The following is a 20,877-nucleotide window of genomic DNA, read 5'->3' as shown; positions in this document are numbered from 1 at the left end:
ACTTTGTTTATATGTTTATGCACATGAAAGGTTGTGACAGTGAAATGGATCATCAACGCACGCCGTTATTCACCGCATTGAAAAAGCATGCGGAAAGCAATCCCGTACAATTTCACATTCCCGGACATAAAAAAGGGGTTGGAACGGACCAAGAATTTCGCCAATTTATTGGAGATAACGCCCTTTCCATAGATTTGATCAACATCGCCCCGCTCGACGATTTGCACCAGCCTACCGGAGTGATTGAAGAAGCGCAGCGCCTGGCGGCGGACGCTTTCGGAGCCGATTATACGTTTTTTTCCGTACAAGGAACGAGCGGCGCGATTATGACGATGGTCATGTCCGTCTGCTCGCCCGGCGATAAAATTATCGTGCCGCGCAATGTGCATAAATCGATCATGTCGGCCATTATTTTCGCGGGAGCCAAGCCCGTCTTTATTTCCCCGGCGCGGGACGCCAACTTGGGAATCGATCACGGCATAACGACCCGTTCGGTAAAACGGGCGCTTACGAAACATCCCGACGCCAAAGCTGTGCTCGTCATTAACCCGACCTATTACGGCATATGCGCCGATTTGCGGGAAATCGTCGAACTGGCCCACTCCTTCCGCGTTCCGGTACTTGTCGACGAAGCTCACGGCGTTCTGATCCATTTTCACGACCAATTGCCGATGTCCGCGATGGAGGCGGGGGCGGATATGGCCGCGACCAGCGTTCATAAACTGGGAGGGTCGATGACCCAGAGCTCGATTTTGAACCTTAATGTCAAGAACGGATACGTCAACCCGCAGCGGGTTCAAACGATCATCAGCATGCTGACGACGACATCGACATCTTATATTTTGCTCGCTTCGCTGGACACATCGCGCCGGAATTTGGCGTTAAACGGGCGTAAAATCGCCGAGGAAGCGATCCGATTGGCAAACTATGCGCGGGACGCAATCAACGAAATTCCGGGCCTGTATTGCTTCGGAGACGATATTCTCGGTGACGAGGCGACGTTCGATTACGATCCGACCAAAGTAACCGTTCACGTTCGCCATCTCGGCATCACCGGCTACGAAACGGAAAATTGGCTTCGCGAACATTACAACATCGAAGTCGAATTAAGCGATATGTATAACATCCTTTGCCTCGTTACCCCGGGCGATACCCAGGATACGGTCGATATCCTTCTCGCCGCCTTGCGCCGTTTATCCGAGCAATATTATAACGTTAACGAAGCGAAGGAACTGATCGTGAAAATACCGGAAATACCGCAGCTCTCGTTAATACCGCGCGATGCTTTCTACGGCGATACCGAAGTGATTCCTTTCCGTGAATCGGCCGGCAGAATAATCGCCGAGTTCATTTACGTCTATCCGCCGGGCATCCCGATTCTGCTCCCGGGGGAAGTCATTTCGCAGGAAAATATCGACTATATTATGGAACATGTCGAAGTCGGTTTGCCCGTAAAAGGTCCCGAGGACCGCTCGATCCAGCACATTAAAGTGATCGTGGAGACGGAAGCGATATTCTAGTTCCGCTTCTCCGCCGGCAAGAAGCCCGGAACGTCAATCGTTCCGGGCTTCTTATCAGATGATGAATGCGATTTCAATATTGATCGTGATATCCCATGACGGGTATCCGCGTTTTCAGAAATACCGATAAATCTTCGCCGACCTTGTCATCCGTAATATGAAACATTTTCTGCAAATAGTCGACATGATCCAGATCGTCGGCGCTTATGACGGCGGATCTCCCTGTCTGCATGCAAACGACCAAAGGCTTGCCGAAAAAATGGTTCGTGAAAATAATGGAAAAATCATATCTCGCTCTCTCGGAAATACAACCTACAAAACTTACATTCGCTTGCTCTGTTTCATCATACAGATGTTCAAACACGTTACATTCCTCCTTTCAAATGTCGATCCACTCAAATTTTCTGAATATTTTAACTACTATAACACGGAAATGTTTGTTCAAGCAACAAAAAAATGCCATTTTATGCCGTCGGCAATAAAAAAACTTTTTCGAAAAAGCGTATGGTTTTGCATTCTCTTACATTGTATAATATGGAATGGAAGCGATATAACGCTTGGAAGACATATACGAAGGTGGTGTGCCAATGAGTCAAAGCGCTTACATAACATTCGCGGAAGGGTCCGCCGTCTCGGGGATGACGCTAAGCGAACTGAAAGAGGCGTTGCTGCATTACAAAGAGCAAACCGCGTTAACCGGCAAGCAATTGGATTGGGATTATGCGGAAGCCGCATTTCCGTATACGATCGAGACCAAACCCGGCGAAGAAGAACGTTGGTTTTATTTAAAAGGCAAAAATCCGTTATATAAATACATCGTATTCGGCGTAGGAACGAAAGTAGAAGCAGACAAGTCCCGCAATTTTGTGCAGGTTGTCTTGCCGGACGACGCTACGCACGGGGACAAAGCAAAAGGAAACGAATTGTGCAAATATTTGGCCCGCAAGCATAAAGCGGAATTGAAGATGTTCAACGGACGAACGATCTACTACAATCCGCGCAAATAATCGGCATTTTCTAGCGAAAGAAAGCCCTGACTCCGATCTTCCGGAATTAGGGCTTTCGCTTGGTTCTTCAATTATGTTCATGCGCCGCAACGAGTTCTTCGTAAGCCTGTTGCACACGTTCCCACTCGGCTTCGTCTTCGATATTGTACAGGACCATTTCCTCGTCCTCTTCTTCAATGCGCAAGATGACGCCGTCCGCTTCGGGGTTGTTGCGTTCCAACAAAAGGGCGTAGACGTTGTCGTCGCAATTGAATGTTTCTACAAGCGCCATTTCCACTTCTTTCCCGTCTTCATCCGTCAAAGTCAGCACGAAATCTTCGTGTTCGTGATCGTGGTCATGGCTGTGATCATGGCCGCATCCGCAGTCGTCATGTTTATGATCGCTCATCGGTATACCTCATTTCAGTAATTTTAACGTTCCTTCCGTATCGTACCATGTTCCAATTGGGAGGTCAAACCGCAGCGACGAATCGTCATTTTACGAGATGACGTTAATTACTTTTTCGGATACGAGCACGTAATCGCTCGTTTTCGATTGTTTAATATAGAAGCCGACCGTATATTTGCCGGTTGCCGCAAAGTCGTAAACCAGTTCCTCCGTTTGGAACGTAAAATATTCCGTCTTCTCCTTCACGTTTAGTTCTTGAATCGTCGTCGATTTGCCGGCCGGATCGGTAATCGATACGCGGAAAGAGTCGACGTCGGCAACCATATTGTCGCCCGATACCAATACGTTAAATTTTTTCTTCTCGCCCTTCTTCACAATGCCGAATATATCTTTGCCGGAGAAAGTCAACATATGTACATTCGGTTTATATACGGTTACTTTCTTGGCGTTCTCGTCCCAATCTACCATCGCTTGCAGCGAATCGGAAATTTGTTTGACGGGGATATACGCCTTTCCGTTCACCAGAATTCCTCCTTCGCTCGACTCTTGTCCGTTTACGAGGAGGCGAACTTTTTGCGAGACGGAATCGGCAAACATTAAGGAGCCGCCCATTAAGGAAAACGCTAGCGCTAACAAAATCACTCTTCTTGCTTTCATGCGTGCATACCCTCCATTGCGATTACTGTTATTACTTTATACTCCGGGATGCTCGAAGAGTTGCGGTCGAAAGCGGTATTTTTTATTAGACAAATCCCTTGTCCCAAACGTAAAGGATCGTCGCCAATTGTCGGCTTATGTTGTTGAATTATGCGAATACCCGGGAAATGAAAACAGGCGCCGCTCCCATTTCCCGCGGCCGTTATTTGCTGACTTTCACGCGCGTCAATATGCACGGCACCCCGTTGCCTACGGCACCAGGCTGCGACATTCTCTCCAAATAACGCAATCCTCTTGCGCATTGCTGCTTGCATACGTGGCAAGTCTCGGAGGTTACGATTTTCATCGTATATACGTTCCGGTCCGAAGACGTTAATTTTTTCTTTTTCAGCGTTTTTGCCATGGCCACACCTCTTTTCATTCATTAGAAGTTCATTTCTTTCAGTCTTCTAACAACATATGAAAAAAGGCGCCGCCCCGACTTCCGCATCCGCCTAAAAAGAAAAGCCCGCACCGGCCGAGCGCCGATTGCGGACTTTACAACCTTTTTTTATTCGAAGCTGGGCAAATTGTCCAAATTATTGGACGGATCCCCATCCGCATCTCCGCGAATGTAAGTCTCGCCGTCACGCCCTTTAAAAGCGTTCGCCCCGGCGATCCGCCCGTTCTGTACTTCCTGAAGAGCTTGCTCGTACTCCAGCACGCGGCCGGACGAAGTTTTAAAACGAGTAAGGTCGCCGTCTCCGTTTTTTTGCACCGCTACGAATGTTTCCCTTTGATCCGCTTCTGCCAATTGAAACGCCTCCTTCCGCTTTCTTGATGTTAGCATGCGCCTACAATTGCTTTTTCATACGGACATGAAGGATTCCCGCATCATAGAACGGTTCTTCGGAAACGACGGCGTATCCTAATTTCGCATAAAATTGCTCCGCTTGGCATTGCGCGTCCAAAATCGATTCCTTCAATCCCAAATCCCGGGCAAGCTGCTCCAGCGCGAGCAACAAGACGCGTCCCAGACCGGTGCCCCGATGCGTCTTGCGTACGGCAATGCGCTGCATCTTCGCTGCATTGTCGCCGTATAGGATCAACCTTCCGGTCGCAGCCGCCCTCTCCTCATCCAACACAAGCATATGATAAGATTGCGCGTCGAGGCGGTCGTAATCGTCGTATTCCAACGATTCATCCACTCGTTGCTCCCGCACAAACACTTCATTTCTTATTTCAAGGCATTGTTTCAATTGTTGTTCCGTTGTAACATGAATCATTTCGACAGCCATCGCTTTCACCTCTACTGGACAATATATGGACGCAGTAATTATACAAAACATTTATTTGCATGTATAGTTCGGCATGTGAAAACGACAAAAGCCTGCGTCAGGTCGCAGGCTTTTTCAACTTCATATTAATCGTACACCGGTGCCATTCCTTTTTCGTAGACGTCTCTCACTACGCTCGGAGGGCCGTTCCGCACCATAATCGGCTTCATCCCCGCCTCCGGTCCCTCGTTTTGTTCCGCTGGCGAACAAGCTGTAAGCCCAGCCGCAACCGCCGCAATCAGTATGCATTTCAGTATTTTCATGATCTCACTCCACTTTTGTCGCCATAATGATATAAGTATAGTATTGACAAAAGCGTTTCTTTTTAACCGCGAATGAAAGATTTCCACTCCGCTCGTTTATTGATCGGAGTCCACCTTCCTGAGCCATACGAACTGCTCGTCATAGGACATGCTGTCCCGCTCGATGAATATCGCCGTCAGCCACGCAACGAGAATAACAAGTCCGAACAGCCCGATCATCCATCCGATAAATAAACCGAATTTCTCCACGCCCGCATCCCTCCCGCACAATCTATTACTTCAACTTATGTACCGGCAAGGTCCGCAATGCATCCAAATGTTGAAAATATCTATATTTTTGTTAAGATAAAGACAAAAGTGAAAGTCATACGATCTAATGAAAACGAATATTGCCGATTCGGCAAAATTGCAAGCTGCAAGGGGGACCTGAACATTGAACGATCTGATAGGCAAAAGAGTTCAAATCTTTTACGGCGATCATATGCAATATAAAGTGAGCGGCACCATTGACGAATGGGACGAGAATGGGCAGTACGTCCGCCTGGAGCCGGAAGGCATCGTTCTGCAGTTTCAAGATATCGCCAAAATCGAATTGCTGGAAGCAGTTGACCGTATTGCCGAGTCTCCCGCCCCCTCCTATCATGCAGGAAACATTCGATTCGTCATGCGAAACTCCGTTCAGTTCGATAATGCGATCCTGTTCCGTTCCGCCGTTTCCGTATGGAAGGACAACCGGATGCTTGTTCTGGAAGGAATTATAGCCGAACATTCCGAGGATACGGTTACGATGACAGACGGACGCCAGTTTCCGAAGTCGGAATGCCAATTTGTCGTGAAATCGATTCTCGGTTCGCGCGGCTGATCATGCCTTTTCATGAGGTAAGGTGCTCTCAAGGAGCACCTTATTGCATGTTCCGGAACGAAATGCTATGTGCCATTTTTTTAATATCCGCAAATCGAACGCGACACGATAACCAGAAGTATGAAAAGGACTAAAATGACACCCACGCTAGTAAACACGCCACCGTAGTAGCCGCCTACTTCTCCGACTGCTCCCATTTTTATGCTCCTTTCATAACTGATTTGTAATCCAAGGTATTGTATGTTTGTCAAATACAATGTGTTTGGGCGAACAACCCTTACTTGATAAGGGATTCCGCAACGGCGATCAAATCGTCAGTCGTTTGATTTTGCTTGTTGATCCCGATATTATAGTACAAATTGTTTTTCTCGAAGCTGAGGAAACAAAATTGTTCGTTCTCGTTCAACTTCGCTTGCGTCCCGTCTTTTAACGAAATCGTTTTGTACGGCATCGCTTGGTCCGGCTTATTATCGATCGTCCATATATAGATTTTGCAAACTTTCCGGATCCGTTCGTTCGAGAATTCCAATTCCAATTTATCGTTGGCGATAAAGCCGAAGCTTCGCGTATCGTCAAACGGCAATTTTACCGGCAGCATAATTTTAATGTTATGCAGTTTCTCGAATTCCTTCACCGCTTTCTTCACCGATTTGGCGCCTTCGGGATAATCTTCCCGCGACATGCCGTTGATTCGCTGCGATTCTACTCCCATTGCGTGTAAATTCGCACCCCCATGCATCCCTATCGTGACGGCCAGCATAAGTGCAGCCGCAACTTTTGTGATCCGCATTATAATCTCCTCCGTATAGTTTATTGGCCGGCCCGTTCGAAACGGCCTCTCTCCTGTAATAATTTCCCTTTACGGCCGGAGATTTATTCAAATCGAAGAGCATTTACATGAATTTCAACGTTTTGGAAATCGTAATTAGAAAACAAAAAGATAAGGTGAATCGAATGAAATGGCTGCTCAATATCGCTCTCGCATCAATGTTGCTGGCGACATTCCCCAGCGTTACGCATGCGGATACGGAAATTCATATCAATTTGTGGAAACGGAAATTGCAGCTTCTGGAGGACGGGAAAGTCGTCAAAACGTACAATATCGGTGTCGGCACGAAGGATACGCCTTCTCCCATGGGTATATTCAACATCGTCGACAAACGGAAAAATTGGTACGACGGCTTCGGATCGCGCTGGATGGAGCTGAGCGTTCCGTGGGGAACGTTCGGCATCCACGGTACGAATAAGCCGTATTCCATCGGCGGGTTCGTCAGCGAAGGCTGTATCCGGATGTACGATCATCAAGTAGAGGAACTGTACGAGCATGTTCGCATCGGAACGAAAGTTACGATCGACGGTCCCATTACAGGGTCTCCGGACGTTACCTACCGCATCCTGGTCAACGGTTCCCGGGGCGCGCTCGTCCAAATGGTCCAGAACCGGCTGCAAGCGGCAGGGTACTACCAAGGCATCTGCAACGGCCGGTTCGACCGGTTGACGGAAGTGGCCGTCATGCGTTACCAGAAAGACCACGGCTTGCCCCTTACCGGGCAAATCCGGTACGAAGAGATGATTCATCTCGGCATCGACGAATGAAGTGTTTGGGAAGGCGCTGGCTCGGCCTGCCTGACGCGTGTATGAGTCTGGAACGGCGGGACTGTACGAGTCTGTAACGCTGGCGCGTGCAGTGAGCTGCGTAATCGATCGATTCCCGTGAGCGGCCGTTTGTAGTGCCTGCCGTTTTCGTTGTACTGATTCGCCCTTGCGCCCCATGATGTTTGTGCGAAGTCATTTTCTTGAACGTCAAGCCGGTTCGCATAGGCGTTAACGGGCGCGAGGGCGTTATTATATGTTGCAAGGCGTTGTTCTTGCGAAGATAACGGACATCACCTTATGACCCCTTGGAAGCTACTTGCTCGCTCCCCCGCAATGTAACTGCAAAAATCCATTTACAAAAGTCGATTTAGGCGAATTTCGCTCGAGCAACTGCAATTTTCCAGTTATTTCCGCCCAAAAACCATAAATTTGGATTAAAGCGGCTCGATTAGCTGGATAATTGCAGTTACTATGCTCAAAAATCGGGTTTTATCGAAAAATTAATGGATAATTGCATTAGCGTTGCATCGAGCGTATTGCTGCTCTTCAAGCCCGAGGAAGCGTTTTGTCGGCCCTTTTCTGTGAAAATCCCCTTCGTTCAGATGCTAGAAAGCCAGGGATTATTACATACGGAGCGGGATTGGATTGCTGCATGCAGTTCTGAACGATCGTTTGCCGCAGAGATTATGGAAGCTGTATAGCGTGCTGGCAAGCGATTCCCGTGGGGTAAAAAAGGTAAAGCCTGCGATCAGAGTCCACTTCATCATACCGCTGGCGGCTGACGATTCGCCCGAGCGGGCTAACGAAACTGATACACGCTAATCGCCTGTAAATCATCATGTTGCAATGTCTAACGAAACTCAAACACGCTAATGAGGGGAAATAGGCGATACAATCGCCGATTTCCAATGAATAGCGATGCGTACTTTCGTTAGGATGACAACATCTTCAATTGGAGCCCAATAAGGATCGTTAGTTTCGTTTGCGAGCCAAAAGATGCTCCTCTGTCAGGAAAGTGGACACCTCTAAGTTAAGCAACGCGTTCGTAGTACAGTTGCTCAAAGCGTATCGGCGACATGTAGCCTATGGTGCTGTTGGATCGTAAAAACTCGCGATCGCGGTATAACTTCTGCTGCGCTTCTTCCTTGGTTTTAAATTTTTGGTCTGGGATAAATGAATTCCTGCTTTAGAGGCATACTCAGAACCTCGTTCGGAGTGATGAATGTAACCCTTCTTCGGCTTTTTTGCGGTGACTGCCTGTTGCAATGCTTCCAGTACAAGATCAGTCGTCATGCGATCGCAACTTCCAACCCACGATTTGTTTCGTGTACAGGTCCATGATGCTAGCGAGCTCAAATAACGCCTCTCCCTCGCCTTCTATCTAATCGAATTTTGTAACTTGTTCGTTTTCGCAGATGCCGAAAAATAACTCATTTCCACGACGGAAATGGGCTTTGTTTTTGCTTTCTCCTTCTCTTCTTCTAAAACGTCGTCTTGACTTTTATCCGAGCATTCCTGGCGAGGTCTCCCTTCTTTCAACTTGATATCAATAAAATCAACGATCCGTTGAAGTGAGGAGATTTGGTTCACAATATTATCACGATGGCTTCTTAATTGATCCACCAACTCCGTATATTCCGCGGAATCAGTGTTGGCTGAAGCCGCCAAAAATGGTCGCATAGCCTCGAGCGGCATACCCGTTTTTTTTAGGCAGGATATCAGTTTGATCATATAGATGTCCTCTTTTCGATAGACGCGATGCCCGTTTTCCTTCCGATCCGCCCGAGGCAGCAGCATGATCTTTTCGTAATATCGAATCGTATCCTCGGAAATTCCGGTTTGCTCGGCGGTTTGCTTGATCGTAAACGTTAGTTCTTCCATTGCGTTCCCTCCCTAAATTGCATTTTGACCATTATACATCTTGGACCCGACTCCAAGTCAAACTGATTCTCCTATCTCTTTTCCCTGGGCACCTCCTTTGTTTTCGCACCTTGACTTGGATTCGACTCCAACTTCTATGATTAGCTCTAACAGGGAGAATTGTCCTGACCATAGGAAGGAGGAAAATGTATATTGGACTCGAGCCAACTCGATATTTCACACAGTTAACCGACGCCTAGGGCGTGGATCGGATCTGAACTGCAATTATTAAAAAGTAGGAGTGGACATCTATGAACCGTAAATATCAACCTTTAATGGAGTCGTTTCGTTTTAAGAATGGTATCCAAGCAAAGAACCGTATCGTTCATGCACCAATGACGATATCTTATTCTAAGCAAGACGGTACAGTATCTGATGAGTTAATCGCATATTACGAAAGTCGTTCGCACGGAGTGGGAATCGTTGTCACTGGGAGCACAATCATCACACCAAACGCCAAGGTGTTTGGCGGCGAATTAGCGGCTGATCGCGATGATATGATCCCGAGTTTGCAACGCCTGGCAACAGCCATTAAGAAACGTGGGGCAAAAGCCATTCTGCAAATCTTTCATGGCGGTCGCGAAAGTTCGCCGGAATTGGTACCAAACAGCGAGATTGTAAGTGCGAGTGCGGTTGCTAAAGAAGGCTTGAGCGTGATCCCTCGAGCACTCCAAGAGAAAGAAATTGTGGAGATTATTCGCGCATTTGGCGATAGCACTCGTAGGGCAATCGAGGCTGGTTTCGACGGGGTAGAGATTCATGGGGCAAACCGGTTTCTCATTCAACAATTCTTTTCCCCATACACAAACCGACGCGATGATCGATGGGGAGGAAATATAGACAAACGTATGGCATTTCCACTCGCTGTTGTAGATGCAGTGATAAAAGTGGCGGCTCAGCATGGCAAACAGCCGTTTCTTGTGGGATATCGGTTATCGCCGGAAGAAGAATCGACGCCCGGTATTACAATGGCCGATACACTTAAATTGGTGGATGCCCTCGCATATAAAAATTTGGATTATTTGCATGTCTCTTTAATGGATTTTTGGTCTAAGCCTAGACGTGGAGTAGAGGACAATCGTTCCAGAATGGAGATTATTTACGAGCTCGTCAAACAAAGAGTTCCCATTATCGGCGTAGGATCGATCCGTACGCCCGACGAGGCGCTTAAAGCGTTACAATCGGGAGTTCCATTGATTGCTCTTGGACGAGAACTGATTATCGATCCAGATTGGGTTGAAAAAGTAACTTTGGGTAAGGAAAACGAAATTCGTACGGAGTTAACTTTAAATGATCAAGAAAAATTGGGGATTGCTGATTCGTTATGGCTGAAAATCATCAATACTCCAGGATGGTTCCCTATCGCAAATAAAATGTAACAGACTATAGTTACATAACAGTATCTGCCCGTTAGAGAAGATAGAAAAATGTCCCCAATTCGTCCCCAAATCATGTTTCTACTTTCTTGGAGACCATGATCAAATTTTAGCTAACAAACATTATGCTATAATTTGGCTAGTACAATAGAATGGCTTACAAGGGCGGTCGGCTAATCTCCCGGAAGGGAGGTGATGCCAATGAGCGTATATGAAGCACTATCCGTAATGCTCCAATTCGGACTTTGGATACTTGCGTTAATAACCCTAGTTATTACGCTGCTGATATATCTCGCTAAACGAAAATAGACCGCCTTCGACAAAGGTATGCGGTCTATTTCGCCTAACTTAAAGTAAGCCCTCCGCCCTTAAAAGCGGCTATTGTGCTAGGAGTCGGCTGCAACCGACTCCTTTTACATTGTAGGCAGTTCTTATAACTAATATACCATATGATTGTTAAAAATAAAATATGGAAAACTAATAATCAATTTTAAGATCATCGCCCCTATAACGATTGAATTCCGGTATGTGTTCACATGATTGATTCATCTGTACAATCTTAGCTTTGATTTTTAAAGAGCCTCTGTAACGCAATAAATTTTCGCAAACAAAAAACCCCTTGTGTATCAAGGGGTTTCGGCTTTTATGTATGGTGATCTGTAGTGGGCTCGAACCACTGACCCCCACCCTGTCAAGATGGTGCTCTCCCAGCTGAGCTAACAGATCATAGCGATAAGACGCTTAATTATAATACCAAGATTATGTTGTGATGTCAATCATTTTTTTGAGAATTGTGACGATCTCTATGTATTATTGCGCTTATCTATCAACCAAATTGCTGCCAATGATAGATCAAGGATGACAATGGTGGGCCCTGAGGGACTCGAACCCCCGACCAATCGGTTATGAGCCGACCGCTCTAACCAACTGAGCTAAGGGCCCTTATATCTCAAGATCCTATTCTTAGTAATTTGGTTGCGGGGGCAGGATTTGAACCTGCGACCTTCGGGTTATGAGCCCGACGAGCTACCGAGCTGCTCCACCCCGCGACATCGATGCACACTGCCTAAACTAAATCGAACAGCGACAAAAATAAATATACACTATTTCGGCTTGTAAAGTCAAGTAGGAAACCATGGAAAAAGGGGTGGCAATTATTTACATAGCCAACATGCCGGGTTAAGGCATAAATCGAACGCCATATCGGCCCGTGCGCGAGCGAAAGATTTCAATTTCCCGGGGACAGTCGTAACCATACAGCCATGAGTCGTGTTCGATCCGTTTCACGATGCATCCGGCTTGAAATTTCGTATTATAGAGCCTTCCCCAATATACCCATTTCATCATATTGCCACCTCCATGGAACTTGACTACGAATAGAATACCCAAAATTTATGAGAAAATTTCGCGGCTGCGCTTAAAGCTTGTCATCGGCTGTCAAGGCGCCGCATCCATCCGCTCTAACTCGGATCCCGGCATTACGCGTGAAAAAGCCCCGTTCCATGAAGGAATCGGGGCCGAATCGTACATCATAAACTTATCTAACTGGCATGTTCATCCGCATCTTCCTGCCGATCGTTCGCTCGTTCCTCGGCGTCCCGGTAATGATGGGCGAGCCGGCTTGAGGCGGAAGCGGCGATGCTGGCGACGAGATCGTCCAGAAACGTATGAACTTGCTTGCCGGACTTCGTATCCAGTTTTTTAATAATGCCGATTTTATTTTTATCCAAATAACCGAACGTCGTAACGCCGATACTGCCATACCCCAGCACCGAGCCGAGCGCCAACGTTTCGTCGCAGCCGAACAAGCTTTCATCCGAGGCGACGATCGACTGCAGCGGTTCGGACAGCAGACCCTTTTCCGCCAGCACATCGAGTTCGATTCCAACGAGCAGCGCATGCAGCAATTCTCTCTTGAGCAGTACCGACCGGACGCTCTCTTCGCATTCGTTCAATTGCAAATCTTCGTTGTACGGAGATTGCATCTCGTATACAATTTGGGCAATATCGCGAATCGTCACGCCGCGTTCCGCCAATTTGGCCAGGGCGGCATCCTTGATTTCTTGGCTATGCACTCTCCGTTTCATGCTGCATCCCTCCAAGTTGATCCATTAGTCAGAGTAAACCGTACCGAACGTTTCCATACCGCCGCCCATATCGAACTGTTTCTTCGGATCTTTCTTCAATTCCTGCAGCATGGCGTCGCCTTTCGCCTGCCACTCTTTCAATGCTTCGGCAGACGTTTTCTTATCTTCAATCACTTGTTGGAAATACTCTTGCCCTTTTTGCGTCACTTGCCACAAGTTCTCATATTTCCGGTACAACTCATTATCATCGTCTACCGGAGGCAGCGGTTTTAACGTATAGAAAGCAGCCGTGTTATAGCTCAATCCTTCGCGCGGCTGAATGAACGATTTGCGCGATACAAGTTCATAGCTGCTGCGCGATTTCAGTTTTGCCCATTCCGGACTGTTCAGAAATTTCACAAACGCCCAAGCGTCGTCCGGATTTTGCGCTTTCGCATTGATCGCCATAATGTTGCTTAAATAAATATTGCCGCCGATTCCCGGCGCTTCCGGATGGGTAGGCATCGTCACGACATCCCAATCCACTTTTTTCATGCCATCAATTTTCTCTACATTTTTATTGGCGTCGATTAATTCTGTAATATATCCATAATCGGCAATCGTCATGGCCACTCGGCTCGACAAGAAATTATCTCCGTCATACCGATTCCAAACTCCTTCTTTCCGCGGGGCGAAATTTTCCCTTCCGTTCGGCATGATTTTATCCTTGCTTAATTTGGCGATCGTACTCCACGCTTTCTCCCACCCCGGCGTATCGACCGTCATTTTTTCCGCTTTGTCGTCAAACGTGCGCAGTTGCAGCGCGGACATATAGGTGTTCAAATCCCACCACGGATCGCCGCCCCACCGGTTCAATTGAATGCCGAATTGGCGGTTTTCTCCTTCTCCCGTACTAATGCGGCGAGCGAGATCGAAAATATCGTCCCATGTCATATTGTCTTGCGGAGCCGGAATGCCCGCGTCCAAGAACATTTGCTTATTGTAAAATAGTGCGGAGGCGCCGAATGTCGGAGCTAAACCGTACAAGTTGCTGTCGCCCAAATCTTTAATGCCGTCGATCACGGTCGGCACGAAATCCGTAATATCGTATTTGTCTTTCTGAATCAACGGATCAAGCTGTTGCAGCATATTTTCGTTAACGAGTTTTTTATACATTCCCGAGTCCAGCATCACGACGTCTACCGGATTGGCGCCTGTCAGCAATTTTTTCATACTTTCCAACTCGTCAGGCCGTTCCGGCGGATTGTTCGGATCGGTATACATATAATCGCTGTTGTCAATCGCTCCTACGAACTCGATTTTAATATTCGGATTCGCATATTCGAATATATCCGTATATTGCTGGCGCATATAAGAATCGTCTCCGCCGTAATTCCATACCGTGCCGATTCGAAGAACGCGTTCCTTATTATTGTCGTCGCCGCCTTTCGAACCGGTACATGCCGCGAGCAGCGGCACAAGCAGCGTTAGTGTGAAGCATACCGTGATTAGTTTGCGAACGAATAATTTCCTGTTAGTCATTTACGTTACCCCTCCAATGATTTAGGTGCTCGAATGATAATCGTATCACCGTCAAATTCCATAGATGCCTTATCGTTAATCTCCAAGGCTTCCAAATATTCTCTCGGCACTTGCAGCCGCCCGACGCGATCCACGACGACGTACGCTTCGTGCACTTGTTGCAGGGCGCTGTTATGCCCCTGCTCGCCCCCGGCCGCATCCAAATTCGGATTCCGCTTAATGAATTCGGTGCTTGTTAAGCCGTCTCGTATCGCCACGACCCGATCCACCTTGCCGGCAAGAGACAGGTCATGCGTAACGATGACGATCGTAACGCCCAGTTCTTGATTCATTTTGCGGAAAATGTTCATGATCATATCCGAAGTTTGCGTATCGACCGAGCCGGTAGGCTCGTCGGCAAGCAGCAATTTCGGGCGGTTCGAGAGCGAGATCGCGATCGCGACCCGCTGCTGCTCCCCGCCGGACAGTTGATGCAGCTTATTGTGCATACGCTCCTTGAGCCCGACCCATTCCAGCAACTGTTCGGCATAGGCGCGGTCGACTTTGCCGTTCAGCATCATCGGCATCTCTACGTTCTCGATCGCCGTCAAATACGGAAGCAAGTTTCGGGCGTTATTTTGCCAGATAAATCCTACCGTATTTCGTTTATATTCAACAAGCTGGTCGTCGGTGATTTTGAGCAAATCCCACGGTCCGACCCGCACTTGGCCGGCGGAAGGGCGGTCGAGCCCCCCCAGTATGTTCAGGAAGGTCGATTTGCCGCTTCCGCTATTGCCGATGATCGCCATCATTTCGCCTTCCTTGACGGAAAGATTCAGTCCTTGAAGCGCCACGACTTCGATTTCATCCGATTTAAAAATTTTGACAAGTCCTTCGCAATGAATCATCGGTTAACGCTCCTCTCCCATTTTGACGGCTTGATGGACGCGAAGTCTGCGAATTTGCATAAACAGCAGCGTTGCCCCGGTAAGCATCATCACTCCGACTACGATATATAACTGCAACGTATCCCTCGCTTCGAAAACGATGCGAAACGGCGGCACTTGCGTTTTGACGTTGTCGGCGGTTTGCAGGAACGGCAGGAACAGCTTGCTCGACAGCTTGCCGATCAGTACGCCGAGCGCAATCGACAATCCGGCCGTAAAGATTTGTTCCAACAGCAGCATGCCGGTCAATTGCTTCCGCGACAAGCCCATCGCCCGGAGCACCCCGAATTGCACGACCCGTCCGGACAGATTGAAGAACCAGTACAATACATATCCGATCAACGAAATGATAATGGATACGAGGAATCCTAAGCTTAAAATACCGAATACGCCTCCGCGCGTCGGATGTTTGCTTTGGGTTACCAAGTCGGTGCGCACGTCTTCGATCGACGCGATCTCGATGCCGCTCGCTGTCAGTTGGTCCATAATCGGTTTGACAAGGGCGTTCGGCTTCATCTTCAGCCATACTTCGTAAGGCATGATCGGAACCTGATCGTAAATATAATCGAGATTGGCAATGAAGAACGGCGTTTGATCCGGATATTGGCTAGGCCAATACGGCAATATGCCGACAACGACAAACTCCACCATTTGATCCTGCAAAGCGATGGAAACCAAGTCGCCCTGCTTAAGCTGATATTTCTCCGCGATATTCGTCGGAATGATGACCGCATGCTCGAACGCGCCGAGCAAATTCAAGTAATTATTCGGATGATGCGGAAATAAATCGTTGCGGAACCATGCCACTTTGGCAAAGTCCACATTATCGATGCCCATCACCATGCCTTGGCCGATCGAACGGCCGGATACGTTCACGCTGCCTTTCGTCAACAAGACGCGAGCGGCGGCTTCTACGCCGTCCAATTCGCGGAAGATTTCAAACGGCGGCTCGGAATATAACCATTTGGTCGGCGCTTGCCCTCCCGGTCCCCCGGGTCCGCCGGGACCTCCGGGGCCTCCCGGATTGCCAGGATTGTTCGGATTTTGGCCTCCACCCCCGCCTCCGCTGTTGTTGCCTTTCGGCTTAACCTCCGGCGTGCCTTCCCATACCGTCTTGATCCGAACGTCGGTGCCGTATTTATACAACGTGCGCTCCGTCGAGTTCAAATCGATCGTACGGGCGGCGGATGAATTATACACCCCAAGCCCTAACGTCAAGATCAGCAAAATCATAAGCGGATAGTAGGAGCTTGACGAACGCGACAATTGCGTCAACGTTAAGTAGAACGGTACCGGCATCAGCTTCTTGAAGATCCATCCGATCAGCCGCAATACCCATGGGAAGACGCGCAAAAAGAACAGTCCGAACGCGAAAATGGATAGTGCCGGCACAAAAAACAGAAACGGATTGACTTGCAATTGATCGGTCGTCATTCCGGTTTGGAACGAGAGCATTTGACGTTCGTTAAACAAATAATAACCGTAACCCGCTACCCCCAGCAGCGCAACGTCAAGGAACCAACGCTGCCAGACCGGCTTCCGGTCCGAACGGGCGAGCTTTTGCTTATAATTGACGATCGAAGCTTTCGCGAATACGACCGCCGGAATGACGCTGGCAATAATGGCGATCAATACGGCGATGAGACCGTACAGCACCGCGTCCGTATTCAATCCGACCGGGATCGATTTACGGTCCACGAACGTGAGGAATCCGTTCGCCGAACCGATGCTCTTCGCCATAAACCAGCCCAATAACGGCCCGATCACCAGAGCGACAAGACCGAGAAAGACGCCTTCCAGCAAATAAATCATAATGATTTGATTTGTTCCCGCTCCGCGGCTGCGCAGCACGGCGATGTCGCTACGCTGCTTGTCGAGCGATTGGCGGGCATTCATCGCAATATAATAGAACACCATCGCGATCATAGGCATCGCGAGCGTAAACAGCAGCGTTTGCAGCTGCAGGCTTTGCTTTCTGAATTCGGCGAGCGTATCGGCAAAGGAAATTTCGACTTTCGTCTCTTTCAGACGTTGAAAGAGCTCGATTTGAAGCCGGTCCAAAGTGCTTCCTAGCGGAGTCAACTGGCTCGTTTTGACCTCGCGCAAATCGAATGCGTAGTACCAACTGGAGTTATGTAGCGGCACTTTGGATTGTTGTAGCAAATAATCGTTAAAAACGTTCGAGCTGATATACAGCGAATTCATCATGCTTTCGAAGCCTTGGTACCAATAAGGCTCCGTCTCGTTCAACGCTTTGAACGCGCCGACGATTTTCACCCTTAGCACGAGATTCGATCCGCCGGACACCGGGTATTCGAATATATCCCCGACATGCAAGTCGTTGCGGTACATCGCCTCTTCCAGAACGACGGCTTCGACGAGACCGTCTTTCACCTGATCCGAATAGGGATTGCCCAAGCTCATTTCCACTTTGTCCGGCAAGCCCGTCATTGAGGAGATCGCCATCGTCCTCATCTTGCTCGCATCCACCGTGGTCGGATCGACCGGCGACAGCTGCGCCGAACGAATCGACCGGCTATTGACGAATACGTCGAACGGGAAACCGACCTGTTCAGGAACGCCATTCCGAATGAACTCGTCGACCGTCTCCAGCGAGCCCAGATCTGTCTTGCTCCCTCCCGCCGCTTGATAACGCATCAACAGCGAGCCGGCAGGCAAGCCGGTGCTTTTCTCCTGGAGCGATTTGGCGACAACGCGCTTCAATGAGCCGTCAGCGTACATCGGAATGCTTACTGTAAACGAGACGGCCACTACGAGCCCGAGCAGCGTGCTAAGGGTAAGCCATCTCGTATTCCACATTTTACGATATAAAAAACGCAATAACGGCATGCCCATTAGCGACCCACTACTTTCTGCCCCGGGGTCAATCCGCTGACGATCTCTGCATGCGTTGCGGATTGTTGTCCGACTTCGACGTCCACTTCGCGTTTGCCGTTTTCGTCGACGACTTGCACATACGTGCGCGAACCGATCGAACGCAGCGCAGCGAGCGGAATCAAGGTAACATCCGTTTTCCGTTGCGTAATGATTTTCACGCTCAGCGGCGTGCCGCGGTTCAGCCCTTCCGGCGTTTTATCCAATTGAACGATCAGGAAATCTTCGATTCGTTCCGGCCTGTTCTGATTGCCGCCGCCTCCGTTGTCCTGCTCGGTCTCGACGGATGGCAACGCCTTAACTTTCCCTTTTACCGCGCCGACGCCGTTAATATCGACCAGCGCCTCCATGCCGACCGCCACATTTTTCAAATCGTCTTTGCTAAGCTTCGCGGTGACGACCAATTGGGACGTGTCCGCTATGGTAGCGATCGGATCGTAAGCTTTGATCGTGCCGCCCTTTTCCACTTTAAGCGAAACGAGCGTGCCTGCGAACGGAGCGACCAGCTTGCCTTTGGCGATTTGAGTCTCCAAATCGACGATGGCTTGGCGCGCTTCCTCGAAGACGATCATCGCCTGTTCGAAATCGAGCTCATCCATCTGATCTTTCTCGCGCAGCGTCTCTTTCATCGTTACTTCTTGCTTGCGAAACTCAAGCTTTTTTTTGCGTAGATCCTTCTCCAGACTTTCGACATCCAATTCCACCAGCAGCTGGCCGGCGGTTACTTTATCGCCGACTTTAGCGTGGATCGCCTTGACGCGATTGTTGCTGTCCTCGGTGAAGAACAACGTTTCCTCCTGCGCCGACATCAGCTTGCCCGTTCCGGACGCTGTCCGCTCGAGCGTGCCTTTGGTCACTTCGTATTCCGGCCTTTTGGATATGACCGGCGGCGTAATCGGCGGCAATATTTCTTCTTCATCCTCCTTCGGCAACAGCGAGCAGCCCGAGGCGAAGATCAGAGCGCCGCATAAGGATGCCGCAACAACGCGGCGTATTCTTTGACCGGGATCATGAGATGAATTTCCCGTCAACCATTTCATAGACATGGTCCGCTACCTCCAAAATTGTAGGATCGTGTGTTGTCATGCATATTGAGACTTGTTCTGTTTGAATAATGTTTTTGAATACGGCCATTACTTGCGCACCCATCTGCGAATCCAGCTCCGCCGTCGGTTCGTCAGCCAGCAAAAGCCGCGGCCTGTGCGCGATCGCTTTCGCGATGGCGACCCGCTGCTGCTCCCCCCCTGACATTTCGAACGGACGGTGAAACATCCGTTTCCCCAATCCGACCAATTCCAGGCAATGAGTAACCCGCGATTTCCACTGGTCCCGCGGATATTCCGCCATGCGCAAAGAAAGTTCGACATTTTCCCACGCCGACATGAGCGGCATAAGCGCATACGCCTGAAAAATAAAGCCGATATCTTTGCGGCGCGTCAAAGTGCGGCGATCGTCGTCCCATTGATGAAACGGATTGCCGCGGAAGAAAACTTCGCCTTTGGAAGGCTGGTCGAGTCCGCCCAGCATATTGAGCAGCGTCGTTTTCCCCGATCCGGACCTGCCCTTCAGCATGACGAGCTGTCCGGGAAGAACCTGCATATTGATGCCTTTCAGTACATGGAGTTGACCGCCGCCTACCGGAAAAAAACGTTCGACATCTTTTACGACCAGGATCGGATCCCGATCCAATTCCCTTGCTGGGAGCATGGCCTCCGGCTGATTTGTTTCAAGTTCATCTGCTATGTAATCGGCATCGGATTTTTCTTTCGTTGCAGGCTTATCGTTTTTTATGTCTTTCACTGCGTTGCGTTTTCGGAACCAAGCCATCGATTTTTCCGCTCCCCCTCCAATATTTTTCATTTTTACAGTTTTATAGCGAGACGGTACACTCTAGAATTATAGACGATCTATCTTCGCAAAAAGTTACAATCATTTTAATCGATTTTCGAAAAAAACAGTTTTTTTTGAAATTAAGACAAAAGCACTAGATTTGCAGAGACGCAGAAAAGCGCCCGCCGCATAGCGAAGCGCTCTTCTTATACAGAATCCTATTTCGTTTCCCCTTTCCGGCGGAACAACCGCGACGCGAGCAGCATCGCCGCCAGCCCCCATGCCGCCATGACGCCGCAATTGATCCAGAGCGACGGTTCCTCAATCCCGGCGCCAAATACCATCCCGTCCCGCACGCCATTGGCGAAATATGTCAAAGGAAGCACGGTCGAGATCGGTTTAATAAAAGCGGGAAGCGCATTGATATCGAAAAAGATGCCGCTCAAAAACATCATTAAAAAGCTGAGCAGGTTGGCGATCCCCATATAGCTTTCGATAGACTTGCTGACAGAGGCGATCAAAAAGCCGATGCCCGCGAACGAGAGGGTGCCGATCACAAAAATCAATAAAAAGGACAAAATATTAACCTAAATTTCGAAAGCCCGTAATATCAAACACTGAATATAGTGGATCTGCCTCGCGGACTGTAAAAAAGTGGAGGTTTCCCAGTTCGTTCGGTTCAAGTCAACATTATGTGGATACACTTTCCCCCT

The 20,877-nt window shown here is 48.8% G+C and carries 26 protein-coding genes and 3 tRNA genes; 6 read left to right on the top strand and 23 right to left on the bottom strand.

The annotated features are described in order from the left end of the window. Window positions 1-44: 44 nt before the first annotated feature. Complete coding sequence (locus tag LQ229_RS12565) at window positions 45-1,520, top strand: aminotransferase class I/II-fold pyridoxal phosphate-dependent enzyme (protein ID WP_230191911.1); 1,476 nt, start codon at window positions 45-47, stop codon at window positions 1,518-1,520. A gap of 73 nt (window positions 1,521-1,593) precedes the next feature. Here LQ229_RS12565 and LQ229_RS12560 read toward each other — a convergent pair whose 3' ends face one another. Then, window positions 1,594-1,884 (bottom strand): DUF3055 domain-containing protein, encoded by a 291-nt coding sequence (locus LQ229_RS12560; RefSeq protein WP_216536306.1) that lies wholly within the window; start codon window positions 1,882-1,884, stop codon window positions 1,594-1,596. A 223-nt stretch (window positions 1,885-2,107) separates the two neighbouring features. Here LQ229_RS12560 and LQ229_RS12555 point away from each other — a divergent pair, with 223 nt between their 5' ends. Beyond that, complete coding sequence (locus tag LQ229_RS12555) at window positions 2,108-2,527, top strand: DUF1885 family protein (protein ID WP_216536305.1); 420 nt, start codon at window positions 2,108-2,110, stop codon at window positions 2,525-2,527. Window positions 2,528-2,594: 67 nt separating this feature from the next. Here the strand turns inward: LQ229_RS12555 and LQ229_RS12550 are convergent, their stop codons facing one another. The 7 genes from LQ229_RS12550 to LQ229_RS12520 form a co-directional block, all read right to left on the bottom strand. After that, complete coding sequence (locus tag LQ229_RS12550) at window positions 2,595-2,915, bottom strand: DUF1292 domain-containing protein (RefSeq protein ID WP_216536304.1); 321 nt, start codon at window positions 2,913-2,915, stop codon at window positions 2,595-2,597. Window positions 2,916-3,005: 90 nt separating this feature from the next. After that, window positions 3,006-3,572 (bottom strand): stalk domain-containing protein, encoded by a 567-nt coding sequence (locus LQ229_RS12545; protein WP_216536303.1) that lies wholly within the window; start codon window positions 3,570-3,572, stop codon window positions 3,006-3,008. A gap of 202 nt (window positions 3,573-3,774) precedes the next feature. Beyond that, window positions 3,775-3,975: a hypothetical protein gene (locus LQ229_RS12540; protein ID WP_216536302.1), complete on the bottom strand. Its 201-nt coding sequence runs from the start codon at window positions 3,973-3,975 to the stop codon at window positions 3,775-3,777. 147 nt (window positions 3,976-4,122) lie between these two features. Beyond that, window positions 4,123-4,401, bottom strand: coding sequence for a DUF3892 domain-containing protein (locus LQ229_RS12535; RefSeq protein ID WP_216536301.1), 279 nt, complete (start codon window positions 4,399-4,401; stop codon window positions 4,123-4,125). 4 nt (window positions 4,402-4,405) lie between these two features. After that, a complete protein-coding gene (locus LQ229_RS12530) occupies window positions 4,406-4,849 on the bottom strand; it encodes a GNAT family N-acetyltransferase (RefSeq protein WP_216536300.1) in 444 nt (147 codons plus the stop codon). Between the two features lie 125 nt (window positions 4,850-4,974). Further along, window positions 4,975-5,151 carry a hypothetical protein gene (locus LQ229_RS12525; RefSeq protein ID WP_216536299.1) on the bottom strand — a complete coding sequence of 59 codons (177 nt, stop codon included), beginning with the start codon at window positions 5,149-5,151 and terminating at the stop codon, window positions 4,975-4,977. A gap of 96 nt (window positions 5,152-5,247) precedes the next feature. Further along, entirely contained in the window at window positions 5,248-5,400 is a 153-nt protein-coding gene (locus LQ229_RS12520) for a hypothetical protein (protein WP_230191910.1), read from the bottom strand. 184 nt (window positions 5,401-5,584) lie between these two features. Here LQ229_RS12520 and LQ229_RS12515 point away from each other — a divergent pair, with 184 nt between their 5' ends. Further along, window positions 5,585-6,013, top strand: coding sequence for a hypothetical protein (locus LQ229_RS12515; RefSeq protein ID WP_216536298.1), 429 nt, complete (start codon window positions 5,585-5,587; stop codon window positions 6,011-6,013). 80 nt (window positions 6,014-6,093) lie between these two features. Here the strand turns inward: LQ229_RS12515 and LQ229_RS12510 are convergent, their stop codons facing one another. Together LQ229_RS12510 and LQ229_RS12505 are read right to left on the bottom strand one after the other, a co-directional pair. Next, window positions 6,094-6,210 carry a sporulation protein YjcZ gene (locus tag LQ229_RS12510; protein WP_230191909.1) on the bottom strand — a complete coding sequence of 39 codons (117 nt, stop codon included), beginning with the start codon at window positions 6,208-6,210 and terminating at the stop codon, window positions 6,094-6,096. An 80-nt stretch (window positions 6,211-6,290) separates the two neighbouring features. Beyond that, a complete protein-coding gene (locus LQ229_RS12505; RefSeq protein WP_216536297.1) occupies window positions 6,291-6,803 on the bottom strand; it encodes a hypothetical protein in 513 nt (170 codons plus the stop codon). Between the two features lie 164 nt (window positions 6,804-6,967). On the opposite strand from LQ229_RS12505, the gene LQ229_RS12500 reads away from it, so the two are divergent. Continuing rightward, entirely contained in the window at window positions 6,968-7,609 is a 642-nt protein-coding gene (locus tag LQ229_RS12500; protein ID WP_230191945.1) for a L,D-transpeptidase family protein, read from the top strand. Between the two features lie 1,083 nt (window positions 7,610-8,692). On the opposite strand, the gene LQ229_RS12495 is transcribed toward LQ229_RS12500, so the two are convergent. Continuing rightward, window positions 8,693-8,902, bottom strand: coding sequence for a hypothetical protein (locus tag LQ229_RS12495; protein WP_216536294.1), 210 nt, complete (start codon window positions 8,900-8,902; stop codon window positions 8,693-8,695). A gap of 84 nt (window positions 8,903-8,986) precedes the next feature. After that, window positions 8,987-9,490, bottom strand: coding sequence for a MerR family transcriptional regulator (locus LQ229_RS12490; RefSeq protein ID WP_216536293.1), 504 nt, complete (start codon window positions 9,488-9,490; stop codon window positions 8,987-8,989). A 290-nt stretch (window positions 9,491-9,780) separates the two neighbouring features. On the opposite strand from LQ229_RS12490, the gene LQ229_RS12485 reads away from it, so the two are divergent. Both LQ229_RS12485 and LQ229_RS27295 read left to right on the top strand, forming a co-directional pair. Beyond that, window positions 9,781-10,908: an NADH-dependent flavin oxidoreductase gene (locus LQ229_RS12485; protein ID WP_230191908.1), complete on the top strand. Its 1,128-nt coding sequence runs from the start codon at window positions 9,781-9,783 to the stop codon at window positions 10,906-10,908. 192 nt (window positions 10,909-11,100) lie between these two features. Then, window positions 11,101-11,214: a putative holin-like toxin gene (locus tag LQ229_RS27295; protein ID WP_356710600.1), complete on the top strand. Its 114-nt coding sequence runs from the start codon at window positions 11,101-11,103 to the stop codon at window positions 11,212-11,214. Window positions 11,215-11,555: 341 nt separating this feature from the next. Here LQ229_RS27295 and LQ229_RS12480 read toward each other — a convergent pair. The 11 genes from LQ229_RS12480 to LQ229_RS12430 all read right to left on the bottom strand — a co-directional run bounded on the left by LQ229_RS12480 (window position 11,556) and on the right by LQ229_RS12430 (window position 20,742). Continuing rightward, window positions 11,556-11,631: transfer RNA gene (locus tag LQ229_RS12480), tRNA-Val, on the bottom strand. Between the two features lie 139 nt (window positions 11,632-11,770). Then, window positions 11,771-11,847: transfer RNA gene (locus LQ229_RS12475), tRNA-Ile, on the bottom strand. Between the two features lie 30 nt (window positions 11,848-11,877). Continuing rightward, window positions 11,878-11,954: transfer RNA gene (locus tag LQ229_RS12470), tRNA-Met, on the bottom strand. Between the two features lie 130 nt (window positions 11,955-12,084). Continuing rightward, window positions 12,085-12,252 (bottom strand): hypothetical protein, encoded by a 168-nt coding sequence (locus tag LQ229_RS12465; RefSeq protein WP_216536374.1) that lies wholly within the window; start codon window positions 12,250-12,252, stop codon window positions 12,085-12,087. Window positions 12,253-12,446: 194 nt separating this feature from the next. Beyond that, on the bottom strand, window positions 12,447-12,992 hold the full coding sequence (locus tag LQ229_RS12460; protein ID WP_216536290.1) for a phosphatidylglycerophosphatase A: 546 nt from the start codon (window positions 12,990-12,992) through the stop codon (window positions 12,447-12,449). A 24-nt stretch (window positions 12,993-13,016) separates the two neighbouring features. Then, window positions 13,017-14,513 carry an extracellular solute-binding protein gene (locus LQ229_RS12455; RefSeq protein ID WP_230191907.1) on the bottom strand — a complete coding sequence of 499 codons (1,497 nt, stop codon included), beginning with the start codon at window positions 14,511-14,513 and terminating at the stop codon, window positions 13,017-13,019. Between the two features lie 5 nt (window positions 14,514-14,518). Next, window positions 14,519-15,400 (bottom strand): ABC transporter ATP-binding protein, encoded by an 882-nt coding sequence (locus LQ229_RS12450; protein WP_216536288.1) that lies wholly within the window; start codon window positions 15,398-15,400, stop codon window positions 14,519-14,521. A 3-nt stretch (window positions 15,401-15,403) separates the two neighbouring features. Beyond that, on the bottom strand, window positions 15,404-18,295 hold the full coding sequence (locus LQ229_RS12445) for an FtsX-like permease family protein (protein WP_230191906.1): 2,892 nt from the start codon (window positions 18,293-18,295) through the stop codon (window positions 15,404-15,406). Then, on the bottom strand, window positions 18,295-19,380 hold the full coding sequence (locus tag LQ229_RS12440) for an efflux RND transporter periplasmic adaptor subunit (RefSeq protein WP_216536286.1): 1,086 nt from the start codon (window positions 19,378-19,380) through the stop codon (window positions 18,295-18,297). The genes LQ229_RS12445 and LQ229_RS12440 overlap by 1 nt, the downstream gene beginning before the upstream one ends. After that, a complete protein-coding gene (locus LQ229_RS12435) occupies window positions 19,343-20,041 on the bottom strand; it encodes an ABC transporter ATP-binding protein (RefSeq protein WP_230191944.1) in 699 nt (232 codons plus the stop codon). Before LQ229_RS12435 ends, LQ229_RS12440 begins: the two co-directional genes overlap by 38 nt. Window positions 20,042-20,382: 341 nt before the next feature. Continuing rightward, the gene (locus LQ229_RS12430; RefSeq protein ID WP_230191905.1) at window positions 20,383-20,742 is read right to left on the bottom strand and encodes an ABC transporter permease; all 360 of its coding nucleotides are present in this window, start codon (window positions 20,740-20,742) and stop codon (window positions 20,383-20,385) included. Between the last annotated feature and the right edge of the window lie 135 nt (window positions 20,743-20,877).

The sequence above is a fragment of the Paenibacillus sp. CECT 9249 genome, assembly GCF_918697855.1.
Classification (GTDB): Bacteria; Bacillota; Bacilli; order Paenibacillales; family Paenibacillaceae; genus MSJ-34.
Note: the sequence above shows the minus strand (reverse complement) of the source record. Positions and strands in the feature narration are given on the sequence as shown.